Below are 11,147 nucleotides of genomic sequence, written 5' to 3'. Positions count from 1 at the left end.
CCCGCCGGCGGGCCCGCGGCGACGTGGGCTGGTACGCCGACACGACGACGCGGGTGGCCGCCTGATGCCGCGGCGGGGCGCGGGCTGGTCCGCCGTCGCGGAGCTGGCCCGGATGCTCGACCCGCGCCTGGTGGCGCACCTGGCGAAGGTCGCCCGCTTCTACGCCTACACGCACGTGGAGCCCCGTCGCCGGCTGAGTGCCGGCCCGGGGCTGCGGATGTCGCCGACCGCGAGCCTGCGCAACGGCGAGCGGATCACCCTGGGTCGCGGCGTGCACGTGGGGGAGCGCTGCTCCCTGTGGGCCGGCGACACGTCGGGCCGCATCCGCATCGGGGACGACGTGCTGCTCGCCCCTGAGGTCTTCCTCACGGCGAGCAACTACGGGACGGCCGCGGGGCGGCTCATGGCGGAGCAGCCGCGGCGCGAGGCGGACGTCGTCATCGGGAACGACGTGTGGCTGGGCGCGCGCGTCGTGGTGCTGCCGGGCGTGAGGGTGGGCGACGGCGCGGTCGTCGGCGCCGGGTCCGTCGTGACCAAGGACGTCCCGCCGAACGCGATCGCCGTCGGCGTGCCGGCGCGCGTGGTGTCCTGGCGCGAGGGCGCCGCGCCGGTCGACGGCCTCCGGGAGCGCGCGTGACCCCGGAGGTGACGGTCGTCGTCGTCACCCACAACGGACCCGAGTGGGTCGAGCGCTGCCTGCAGGCGCTGCTCGTCGACGCGCGGCCGGCGGTGCGGACCGAGGTCGTCGTCGTCGACAGCGCCTCGGACGCCCCGACCCGGGAGGTGCTCGCTCGGTGGGCGGCTCGCGCCCTCGGCGAGCTCCGCGTCGAGCTCGCCGAGGAGAACATCGGCTTCGCCCGCGGCTGCAACCTCGGGGCCGCGCTCGGGACGGGGCGCCGCGTGCTGCTGCTCAACCCCGACGCCGTCGTGCAGGTGGGTGCCGTGGACGCGCTGGTGGCGGCCCTGGATGCCGACCCCGCGGCCGGGGTCATGGGCGGCCGGACCGTCCGACCCGACGGCCGGCTCGACCCGAGCTCGTGCTGGGGTGCGCCCAGCCTGTGGAGCTGGCTCTGCTTCGCCACCGGCCTGAGCGCGGCGTTCAAGGGCTCGCGGGTGTTCGACCCCGAGTCGCTCGGCGGGTGGCAGCGTGACACCTACCGGCACGTCCCGGTGGTCACCGGCTGCCTGCTCATGACGACCCGGGAGACCTGGGACCGGCTCGCCGGGCTGGACACCGACTACTTCATGTACGGCGAGGACGCCGACCTGTCCCTGCGGGCCGCCGAGCTCGGCCTCCACCCGGCGATCACGCCCGACGCCGTCGCCGTGCACGCCGTCGGCGCGTCCTCCTCGCGCAAGGCGCACAAGGTGCGCCTGCTCATGACGGGCAAGGCGACCCTCGCCCGCAAGCGCTGGCCGGCGTGGAAGGCGCGCGCCGGCGTCGGGCTGCTGCTCGCCGGGGCCGCGCTGCGGGCCGCCGGCGAGCGCGTCCGGGCGAGCGGGGACCCCGTGTGGCGGCCGCTGGTGGCCGACCGCTCGTGGACGGCGGGCTGGACCGGCACCCCGGCGCCCGTCCCCGCGAGCCGCTAGCTAGCGCCCGGACTCCGGGGCCAGGTCGCCGGGCGCCACGGCGTCCTCGGCGCCAGGTGCGTCGGCCGCCTCGGGCAGCACGCTCGGCTCGGGCGGCACGCTCGGCTCGGGCAGCTCGGCGGCGGAGGGCTCGCGCGGCGCCGTGTACTCGAGCTCGCCCAGGCCCGCCGGGGACGTCGGGACCGGCAGGTCGGCGAGCGCCGGGTCGAGCGCCAGGTCGGGCCCCAGGTCGGGGTGCAGCGCCGGGCTCAGCGCCTCGTCGATGTCCGCCGCGAGCGCGGCGCTGAGCACCGTGGGGGCGTGCGTCGGCGCGGGCGCGGGCAGCTCCATGAGCATCTCGTGCCACACCTCCAGCGACATCAGCGTCCAGATCCGGGCCTCCTCGTTGAAGGTCCCGGACTCGTGGCGCTCGAGCAGGCGGACGACGGCGTCCCGGTCGAGCGCGGTCGCCACGAACGAGCGCGGCCCGGTGAGGCGGTCCCACATGGAGTCGCGCAGCCCGGACCGGAACCACGAGTCGAGCGGCACGCGGAAGCCGACCTTGCGGCGGTCGACGACCTCGTCCGGCAGGTACCGGCGCGCGACCTGCTTCAGCGCCCACTTCGTGACGCCGTCGCGCACCTTGACCGACGACGGCAGGCGGAAGGCGAGGTCGACGAGCCGGTGGTCGAGCAGCGGGGGACGCAGCTCGAGCGAGGTGGCCATCGACATCCGGTCTCCGCGCTCGAGGAGGTTGTCGGGCAGCCAGCTGCGCAGGTCGGCGGCGAGCATGCGCCCGACGAGGTCGCGCGGCACGTCGGCCGCGGGCACGTCCTCGTGCTGCTCGAGACCGCCGAGCAGGAGGGCGCGCTCGCGGGCGGAGAACGGCGCGAACCACTGGGCGAGCTGCTCGGCCTCGGTCCGCGCGCCCGCGACGCGCAGCGCGATCCGGGCGCGCGCGGCGCGCGACGGCAGCCGCGGGTCGAGCGCGCCGACGACGGCGGCCCGCAGCCCGCCCGGGACGAACCGCGTCGCCTGCATCATCCGGGTCATCGTGTACTTCGGGTAGCCGGCGAAGAGCTCGTCCCCGCCCTCGCCCGACAGGACCACCTTGACGCGCTCGCGGGCCAGCCGGGCGAGCTGGAAGACGGCGACGTCGGCGGGCTCGGACATCGGGGCGTCGCGGTGCCAGGTGAGCCGGCGCCAGTGCGCCTCGAAGTCGGCGGGCCGGACGAGCACCTCGTGGTGCGTGGTGCCGAGGAGGTCGCTGACCCGGCGCGCCCACGGCAGCTCGTCGTGGCGCGGGTCGCCGAAGCCGGCGGAGAACGTCTCGACGCCGGCCCCGGCGCGCAGGTCGCTCATGACCGCGGTGATGAGGCTGGAGTCGATGCCGCCGCTCAGGTAGGCGCCGACCGGCACGTCCGCGACGAGCGCCGACGAGACCGCCTCCCGGACCGCCTCCGCGACCGCGTCGACCGCGGCGTCCGGCGTCCACGTCCCCTCGGCGTCGGGCGCCGGCGGTGCCCAGTAGCGGGTCAGCTCGGACCGGCCGTCGCGGCCCACCCGCAGGACGTGGGCGGCGGGGAGCTTGCGCACGCCCTGCACGAGCGTGTGCGGCGCGGGCACGGAGCGGCCGCGCAGGTAGGCGCCGAGGCTCGCCAGGTCCACCTCGGGCGCGCCGCCCGAGCCCGCCAGCACCGCCTTGATCTCGGACCCGAACACGAGCTCGCGGCCGTCCAGGCGGTAGAACAGCGGCAGGACGCCGAGGCGGTCCCGGACGAGGTAGGTGTCACCGGTGGCCGAGTCGTAGGCCACGAACGCGAACTGGCCGAGCAGGTGCTCCACGACGCCGATCCCGTGCCGCACGAGCCCGGCGAGGATCGCCTCGCCGTCGCCGTCGGTGCGGTAGTCGAACGCGCCGGCGAACCGCGACCGCAGCTCGCGGTAGTTGAAGATCTCGCCGTTGAAGACCAGGTGCCAGCGCCCGTCAGGGCTGGCCATGGGCTGCGGGGAGCCCTCGAGGTCGATGATCGACAGGCGGCGGTGCGCCAGGCCGATGCCCTCGCCCACCCAGTAGCCGGACGCGTCCGGTCCCCGGTGGACCAGCGTGTCCGCCATCGCGGTGAGCGTGTAGCCGGTGGGGGTGTGCCCGGTGAAGCTCCGGACCCCGGCGATCCCGCACATGTCATGCCCTCCCTGCTGCCGCGGCGATCTCGAGAAGCTGGTCGGCGCGCGCGCGCCAGGTGGCCCCGAGCACCGACTCCCGCCGCGCCCGGCGCGTCGTCGCGTCGCCGGGATCGGCGAGGTGGCGGCGCACGAGCTCGGCGAACTCGGCGCGGTCGCGGGCCACGGCCACGTGGCCGTTCCCGTGGTGCACCTCGGGGTAGTCGGTGGACACGACCGGCAGGCCCAGGGCCAGGTACTCCTTGAGCTTGATCGGGTTCGCGTACCGGATCCAGTCGTTGTCCAGCCACGGCATGAGAGCGACGTCGAAGTGCCGGCCCAGCGCGGGGATCCGCTCGTACGGCTGGAAGCCGAGCCAGTGCACGTTGGGCAGGGCCTCGAGCGCGTCCATCGGGCAGGTCGCGTCGCCGACCAGGACGACGCTCGCCTCGGGGATCGCACGGGCGGTCTCGGCGAGGAGCTCCAGGTCCACGACGTAGTCGTCGAGCCCGCCGAAGAAGCCCACGACCGGGTGCGGGACGTCGGCCAGCTCCGGCTCGGGGCTGGTGGGTGCGCCGTCGACCAGGGCGAAGTGCTCGAGGTCGACGCCGTGGTCCAGGAAGACGGCGCGGTCGCCGACCACCGGGGCGTCCTCGGCCATGAGCTGGTGGCTGACGTACAGCACGCGGTCGGCCTCGCGCAGGAGCGCGTCCTCGAGGCCGGCGACGAGCTGCTGGTCCGCCTCGGGGAACTCCGAGTGCCGGTCGGACCGGTTGAAGAGCAGCGCGGAGCGGCGCATCCGGCGCACCACCGGCCACGCCGTCGGGATGGTCACCGCCACCGCGGGCGCCCGCCCGATGCCGATCGCGGTCGCCACGAGCCTGACCTGCAGCCGGATCGCGAGCGCGTTCAGGCGCGCGAGCGCCCCGTCCCCGTACGCGGGCAGCATGATCGGCGTCATGACGTGGTAGCCGGGCAGGCCCGGTACGGGCCGGCGGACCAGCTTGGCCATGCTGCGCAGCTTGCGGCCGATGCGCCGGGCCGGGTTGCTGCTGCGACCGGGCGTCGGCAGGCGCAGGCCGAGGCTGTTCACGAGGAGCACCGGCTGCGTGCGGGCGACCTCCTGCATGAGCTGGAAGTCCGAGTGCGCGCGGTTGTGGTACCACCAGTCCTGCGCGGCGAACCAGACGAAGCCCGCGGGTCGTCCGCTGTGCGCCCACGCCTCGGCCGCGCCCGCGCGCCCGGCCGGGCTCACCGGCGCCCGCAGCGCCTGCCCGACCAGTACGCCCGCCCGGAACGCGGCCGCCGACGCGCGGGAGTGGCGCCGCGCGAAGAGCGTGAGGCGGTTGCGCACGACGAGGCGCCACAGGTCCACGTCGCCGCCGTAGGGCCCGGACAGGTGCGTCGCGACGGCGTCGGGCACGTACCGGACGGCGAGCCCCACGTCGCGCGTGCGCTGGCAGTAGTCGACCTCCTCGGAGTAGAGGAAGAACGACTCGTCCCAGTCGCCGACGGCGGACCGGCAGGCCGGCGAGATCGCCATCGCGGCGCCCGTGGCCCAGTCGGCGTCGCGGGGGGAGGTGTAGGCCTCCGGCTCGGTGACCTGCTCGGCCCAGCCGAGGCGCGCCGCGCGGCTCCCGCCGAGCAGCGCCTCCGCCCAGGCCCGCCCGACGCTCGGGTCGCGCCGCAGCGAGGGTGCGGTGGCGCCGTCGGGCCCCACGAGGCGGGGGACGGCGATGCCGACGCGCGGGTCCGCGAGCGCGTCGAGGAGGGCCACCACGGCGCCGGCGTACAGGCGGACGTCGGGGTTGAGGACGAGCAGGACCTCGTCGGCCGCGCCGTGCCGGGCGCCGGCGTTGATCGCCGCGGCGTACCCGGCGTTGCGGCCCATGGGGACCAGCAGGGCCCGGGGCGCGAGCCGGGCGACCAGCTCCGGCGTGCCGTCGGTCGAGGCGTTGTCGACCACCGTCAGGTGCCAGCTCCCGACGCCGGCCAGGCCGTCGTCGAGGCTGCTCAGCAGGGTCGGCAGGACGTCGGCGCTCTCGTAGGTGACCACCACGACGTGGACCGCCGGACGCGTCGCGCGTGTTCCTGCCGCCTCGTTGGCCACCGTGATCGTCCTGTTTCAGGGGATACGGGAGCATCTGCCCCCTGGGACCACAAGGGTACGTGACGAAACGGAAAAGCCCACCAAACACCGGGCTAATTCACCCGGGGGTCGGTCACTCGGCAGGCGTGCCCTCGAGGAGCTCCAGGCGGCCCAGCTCCGCGACGAACGCGGCCACGTCCTCGCGCGCGTCAGCCTCGTCGATGCCGTACTCGGCGGCGAGGGCGGCGGCGAGGTCGTCCGCGCTGCGCTCCTCGACGAGGAGCTTGGCGAGGAAGGCCCCCGTGCCGTTCGTCGTGAGGTAGGAGGACCGGGCGAGGTCGAGGATGACCAGCTCGCCGTCGATCTCCTGCCAGGTGAGGTCGTCTCCGCGAAGGCGCATGGGGGATGCTAACCCGGTCTCGACGGGAAATACCCCGATCCGTCACGATCAGCCCGTATGTCGGGGCCGACGAGCGACCCGCAGGCGAGGGAGGGAGTGTCGTGACGCAGGAGCACCCGGTGGTGGCCGCGCTGGTGGCCGCCGTCGGCGGACCGCCGCCAGCCGACCCTGCCGCGCTCGCGCGGGTGCCGACCGCCGAGGCCGTCGAGGTCGCCGAGGCGCACCGCCTCGGCTCGGCGCTCCTGCGCCACCTGACCGACGGTGGCGTCGCGTCCGACCTCGACCCGCTGGTGGCGGCGCTGCGGGAGGAGCGGACGGCGCAGGTCGTCGCGCACCTGACCACCCTGGCGGACCTGCGCGCCCTCGGCGGCCTGCTCGACGGCGCCGACGTGCCGTGGGTGGTCGTCAAGGGGCCGGCGGCGGCCGCGAGCTTCTGGCCCGCCGCGGACATGCGGGACTACCGCGACCTCGACGTGGTGGTGGACCCCGGCCGGTTCGCCGACGTCGTCGACCTGCTCGCGGGCGCCGGTGCCGAGCAGCTCGACCTGAACTGGGGGCTGATCCGGCGGCAGATGCGCGCGGAGCTCACGTTCGTGCTCCCGCGGGGCACCCTGCTGGACCTGCACTGGCATCCCGTGAACGAGGCGCCCGTGCGGCGGCGCTTCGACTGGCCGGTCGCGGGCCTCCTCGCCCGGCGGGTGCCCGTCTCGCTGGGCTCGGTGACCGTCCCGACGCTCGACCCGGTCGACGCCGCGCTGCACATGGCCTACCACGCGGTGGTCTCGGGTGGGTACCGGCTGCTGTGGCTGGCCGACGTCGCCTACGCGACGGCCGCCGTCGCGCGGGCCGGTCGGCTCGAGGAGCTGGTGCGACGCGCGCAGGAGGCGCGGCTCGACGTCGTCGTGCGGGTGGCCCTGGACCGCGTGGAGCGCGTGCTCGGGAGCGCGCCGGCGCCGGCGTGGACCCGCCGGCGCGGTGCGCTCTGGCGGGCGGCCGTGAGGGCCCGCGACGGTCGGCTCGGGGGCGGCGGCGCGGTGGCGCGGGGGCACCTGGCGCGGGGGACCGGCCGGCTGCTCGTCGGGAGCACGCGGGGGTCGACCGCGGCGAGCGCGTGGACCCTCGGGGCGGGCGCGGCGGACCACGCGTGGCGGGCGCTGGCCCGGATCGCCGACCCGGAGGAGAACCCGCTGCACACGCCCGACGGCGACGTCGCCGCGCGCGAGGCCTACCTCGCGGCAGTCTCGCGGAATGGGCTGAACGGGTGAATTCTCACCGGGATGACCGTTTTTAACCCCTTGGGCGGTTACGCTCCCAGCACCCCGCGGTCACCGGGCCGCGTCCCCGAAGGGAGTCCCGCCATGGGCTACGAGAAGCCTCAGATCACCGAGGTCGGCACCGTCTCCGACCTGACCCTCGGCCGCCACGGCGGCCCGCGTCCCCCGAAGCCGAACCACGGCGTCTCCTGAGCAGGTCGGTGGGGGCGGGGCGTCCGTGACGACGTCCCGCCCCTTCCGCGCACCTGCCCGCACCCACGACCGAGGCGGAGGGGGAGCCGTGAGCCTCGTGAGCACGGTGATCGCGCTCGGACCGCGCCGCTGGGCCTTCCTGGCCCGCGTCGCCGCGACGGCCGTCGTCGTCGAGCCCGTCGTGCGCCTGCTGCCCCTGCGGACGGCCGCTCGGCTCGCCGGCGCGCGCCTGGAGCTGGACGCCACGGTCGCCGGGCGGGACGCCTGGCCCGAGCTCGCGCCGGCCGACCGGGAGCGCTGCGCGCTCGCCCTGCGCGTGCTGGGCCGGCGCCCGTTCCGGGCCACCTGCCTGCGCCGCGCCCTCGTGCTCGCCACCCTGCTCCGTCGCCACCGCCCCGCGCTCCGCGTCGGCGTCACGAAGTCGCGCGGGACGGTCGCCGCGCACGCCTGGCTCGAGCTCGCCGGCGCGACGCTCGACCCCGAGGCCGCCCAGTACCGCGGCCTCGCGCCCGTCCGCGCCGCGGCGGCCGACCGATGAGCGGCGCCGTCGACCGCCAGCGGCTGTACGGGCTCGTGGTGGAGTCCGAGCTCGACCTGCACCAGAACCGCCCCGCCCGCCCGGACGAGCCGGCGGACGTCCGCGTGCGCTGGGGTGCGCCCCGCGCCCGCCGCCTGCAGGGGCGCCCGGTCGAGGGTGCGCTGCTGCTCGACTCGGGCTCGCGCCGGTACGGGTACGTCATCGTCGAGCGCCCGGACGGCACGCACCTGCTGCGCTTCTTCGGTGCGTGCGACGCCGAGATCTCCGCCGACCTCGCCGACGTGACGGTCCACCCGGTCGTGGGCGCGGACCCCGGGATCGGCGTCGTGCTGGCGACGGGGGCGGTCCTCGCCTACCTCCTGGTCCGGCGCGGTCACCTCGTGCTGCACGGCAGCGCCGTCGCGGTCGACGGCGGCGCCGTCGCCTTCGTCGCGCCGTCCGGCGGTGGCAAGTCCACGATGGCCACCCTGCTGTGCGCCGACGGCGCCGGCCTGGTGACCGACGACGTCCTGCGCGTCGACCTCGACGGCCCCTTCGCGCCCGCGCCGTCCGTGCGGTCCGGCGCGACCGGCCTGCGCCTGCGCAAGGGCGCGGACACGCTCGTCGGGCTGTTCTCCGACGGCGAGCCCGGGCGGCACGTGAGCGCCGACCAGCGGCAGGTGCTGACGCCACCGGGCGAGGTGCCCGACGCGCTGCCGCTGCGCGCCGTCGTCGTCCCCGTGCCCGAGCCCGGCCTGGACGCGCTGTCCGTGGAGCGCGTGGACCCCAAGCAGGCCGCGTTCGACCTGCTCGGGTTCCCGCGCCTGCTGGGCTGGCGGGACCCGGCGTACCTGACGCGGCACCTGGCCGAGGTCGCCGCGCTCGTGGCCCGGGTCCCCGTGCTGCGCGCCCGGGTGCCCTGGGGGCCGCCGTTCTCCCCGCGGATCGCCCCGGACCTGCGCGCGGCCGTCGCCGAGCACGCCGACGCCGAGCGTGCCGGTCAGGCCTCCGGCAGGTAGGCCGCCGCCTGGAGGCGGAACAGCTCGGCGTACCGTCCGCCGAGGGCCATGAGGGCGTCGTGGTCGCCGTGCTCGACGACGCGGCCCGCCTCGAGGACGTAGATCCGGTCGGCGCTGCGCACGGTGGAGAACCGGTGCGAGACGACGAGCGCGCTCCGCCCGGCCAGCACGGTCCGCAGCGACGCGAACAGCTCGTGCTCGGCGCGCGCGTCCATCGCCGCGGTCGGCTCGTCCAGGACGACGAGCGGGGCGTCCCGGTAGAACGCCCGGGCGAGCGCGACGCGCTGCCACTGGCCCCCGGAGAGGTCGCGCCCGCCGGGGAACTCGCGGGACAGGAGGGTGTCGTAGCCGTCCGGCAGCCCGCCCAGGGTCGCGTCGATGCCCGCCGCGGCGGCCGCGGCCCGCACGCGGGCGAGGTCGGGCGTCTCGTCCGGGCGGCCGATCGCCACGTTGTCCGCGGCGCTGAACGCGTACCGCTGGAAGTCCTGGAAGATCACCGTCACCAGCCGGCGCAGGCTCGCGCCCCGGTAGGTCCGCGCGTCGACGCCGTCCCACCGCACGGCACCCTCGCTCGGCGCGTAGAGCCCGGCGACGAGCTTGGTCAGCGTGGTCTTCCCGGAGCCGTTCTCCCCGACGAGCGCCACGACCTCCCCGCGCCCCACCGTGATGGACACGTCCGTGAGCGCGGGCGTCTCGGCGCCGGGGTAGGTGAAGGAGACGCCGTCGGTCGTGACCGTGGCGAAGGTCGCCGGCGCGTCGACGCGGTCGTCGTCCTCGTCGTCGGGGCGGATGGCGCAGAAGGCGTCGACGTCGTCGAGGAACAGGCCGGACTCGAAGACGAGCCGGACGCCGCCCGCGATGGCCTGCACCTGGGAGGCGAGCATCCGGATGGCGACGATGGCGGCACCCGCCGCGGCCACGGCGACCTCGCCCTCGGCGACCGCCCACACGAGCGCGCTCAGCGTGAGCGCGAGCGCGAGCGCGGCGGCCAGGTTCCCGACCGCGGCGAGGACGGAGCGCCGCCGCACGTGCGTGCGCAGGCGGGCGAGGTAGTGGCGCTGGACGGCCTCGAGGCGCTGGCCGAGCTCGCCGGCGAGGCCGAACGCTCGCACCTCGGCGGCCTCGTCGCGGCCCGTCTGGAGCAGGATGAGGTACTCGCGCAGCCGGTGCGCGGGCGCCTCGCGCACGGCGAAGTCGAACTCCAGCCGGCTCTCCCGGCGGCCGGTGAGCACCAGCGGCAGCCCGCCGAGCAGCAGGAGCGGCAGCAGCAGCGGGTGGATGCTGAGCAGCGCCCCGCCCAGCCCCAGGCTCGCGAGCGCCGCGCCCGAACCGAGCACGAGCCCCTGGGTGACCTGGTACGGCCGGTAGAGGGCGTTCGTCTCCACCCGCTGCAGTCGGTCGAAGAACTCCGGGTCCTCGAAGTGCCGCAGGCTCACGCTGGTCGACGTCGCCAGCACCTGGCGCCAGGTCGCCACGGTCACCTTCTCGGCGAGCAGCCGCTCGACGTTCTGCTGCACCGCGCTGGTGATGCCGGCGAGCGCGGTCACGCCGGCCAGGACGCCGACGGGCAGCCACAGCCCGGCTAGCGTGCCGTCGCCGTCGCCCACGGCGAGGATCGCGCTGAGCACCCGCTCGACGGCGAGCACCTGGACCGCCAGCGCGGCGGCGGCGACCACCTGCAGCGCGAGCACGAGGCACAGCTCGCGGCGGCCGGCCGCCCACACGGTGCGCAGCGAGCGGCGGACGAGGCCCCCGAGGCGGCGGGCGGAGCGCGGGCCCCGTCGGCGCGCGGCGAGGACGTCCACCGGGTCGATGTCCATCGGCCAAGGATCACACACGGGACGGACCGGACAAATTCGCCGAACGGGTGGTGACCCGCCCCCGGCCGCGCGTCGGAGGGCGGACCTAGACTGAGCGGCAACCC

At 76.2% G+C, this 11,147-nt stretch carries 10 protein-coding genes; 6 read left to right on the top strand and 4 right to left on the bottom strand.

What is annotated here, in order from left to right:
- Both AFE02nite_RS07285 and AFE02nite_RS07280 read left to right on the top strand, forming a co-directional pair.
- On the top strand, positions 1–637 hold a 637-nt coding region (locus AFE02nite_RS07285; RefSeq protein ID WP_456047856.1), incomplete at its 5' end, for an acyltransferase.
- On the top strand, positions 634–1,590 hold the full coding sequence (locus AFE02nite_RS07280) for a glycosyltransferase family 2 protein (RefSeq protein ID WP_186814495.1): 957 nt from the start codon (positions 634–636) through the stop codon (positions 1,588–1,590). The genes AFE02nite_RS07285 and AFE02nite_RS07280, both read left to right, overlap by 4 nt.
- Here the strand turns inward: AFE02nite_RS07280 and asnB are convergent, their stop codons facing one another.
- From asnB to AFE02nite_RS07265, 3 genes are all read right to left on the bottom strand, one after another.
- Positions 1,591–3,753 carry an asparagine synthase (glutamine-hydrolyzing) gene (gene asnB / locus AFE02nite_RS07275; RefSeq protein ID WP_222594358.1) on the bottom strand — a complete coding sequence of 721 codons (2,163 nt, stop codon included), beginning with the start codon at positions 3,751–3,753 and terminating at the stop codon, positions 1,591–1,593. It lies immediately after the preceding gene.
- 1 nt (position 3,754) lies between these two features.
- A complete protein-coding gene (locus AFE02nite_RS07270) occupies positions 3,755–5,842 on the bottom strand; it encodes a glycosyltransferase (protein ID WP_034248708.1) in 2,088 nt (695 codons plus the stop codon).
- Between the two features lie 112 nt (positions 5,843–5,954).
- Positions 5,955–6,221 carry a PqqD family protein gene (locus AFE02nite_RS07265; protein ID WP_052114022.1) on the bottom strand — a complete coding sequence of 89 codons (267 nt, stop codon included), beginning with the start codon at positions 6,219–6,221 and terminating at the stop codon, positions 5,955–5,957.
- Positions 6,222–6,322: 101 nt separating this feature from the next.
- On the opposite strand from AFE02nite_RS07265, the gene AFE02nite_RS07260 reads away from it, so the two are divergent.
- The 4 genes from AFE02nite_RS07260 to AFE02nite_RS07245 all read left to right on the top strand — a co-directional run bounded on the left by AFE02nite_RS07260 (position 6,323) and on the right by AFE02nite_RS07245 (position 9,223).
- Positions 6,323–7,486: a nucleotidyltransferase family protein gene (locus AFE02nite_RS07260; RefSeq protein WP_186814494.1), complete on the top strand. Its 1,164-nt coding sequence runs from the start codon at positions 6,323–6,325 to the stop codon at positions 7,484–7,486.
- A gap of 93 nt (positions 7,487–7,579) precedes the next feature.
- Positions 7,580–7,687 (top strand): lasso RiPP family leader peptide-containing protein, encoded by a 108-nt coding sequence (locus tag AFE02nite_RS17335; RefSeq protein ID WP_186814493.1) that lies wholly within the window; start codon positions 7,580–7,582, stop codon positions 7,685–7,687.
- Between the two features lie 88 nt (positions 7,688–7,775).
- Positions 7,776–8,225 (top strand): lasso peptide biosynthesis B2 protein, encoded by a 450-nt coding sequence (locus AFE02nite_RS07250; RefSeq protein WP_186814492.1) that lies wholly within the window; start codon positions 7,776–7,778, stop codon positions 8,223–8,225.
- Complete coding sequence (locus AFE02nite_RS07245) at positions 8,222–9,223, top strand: phosphoenolpyruvate carboxykinase (ATP) (RefSeq protein WP_052114085.1); 1,002 nt, start codon at positions 8,222–8,224, stop codon at positions 9,221–9,223. Before AFE02nite_RS07250 ends, AFE02nite_RS07245 begins: the two co-directional genes overlap by 4 nt.
- Here AFE02nite_RS07245 and AFE02nite_RS07240 read toward each other — a convergent pair.
- On the bottom strand, positions 9,205–11,043 hold the full coding sequence (locus AFE02nite_RS07240; RefSeq protein WP_034249194.1) for an ABC transporter ATP-binding protein: 1,839 nt from the start codon (positions 11,041–11,043) through the stop codon (positions 9,205–9,207). The two genes, AFE02nite_RS07245 and AFE02nite_RS07240, sit on opposite strands and share 19 nt — an antisense overlap.
- Positions 11,044–11,147 lie beyond the last annotated feature (104 nt).

The organism is Actinotalea fermentans (assembly GCF_007991475.1).
In the GTDB taxonomy this organism is placed as follows: Bacteria; Actinomycetota; Actinomycetes; order Actinomycetales; family Cellulomonadaceae; genus Actinotalea; species Actinotalea fermentans.
This window is presented reverse-complemented; position numbering and strand designations above follow the sequence as displayed.

What these genes read in the sequence shown, in the direction of transcription:
- AFE02nite_RS07240 (WP_034249194.1), bottom strand. Translation starts at nt 11,043, where the DNA reads ATGGACATCGACCCGGTGGACGTCCTCGCCGCGCGCCGACGGGGCCCG.
- AFE02nite_RS07265 (WP_052114022.1), bottom strand. Translation starts at nt 6,221, where the DNA reads ATGCGCCTTCGCGGAGACGACCTCACCTGGCAGGAGATCGACGGCGAG.
- asnB (WP_222594358.1), bottom strand. Translation starts at nt 3,753, where the DNA reads ATGTGCGGGATCGCCGGGGTCCGGAGCTTCACCGGGCACACCCCCACC.
- AFE02nite_RS07245 (WP_052114085.1), top strand. Translation starts at nt 8,222, where the DNA reads ATGAGCGGCGCCGTCGACCGCCAGCGGCTGTACGGGCTCGTGGTGGAG.
- AFE02nite_RS17335 (WP_186814493.1), top strand. Translation starts at nt 7,580, where the DNA reads ATGGGCTACGAGAAGCCTCAGATCACCGAGGTCGGCACCGTCTCCGAC.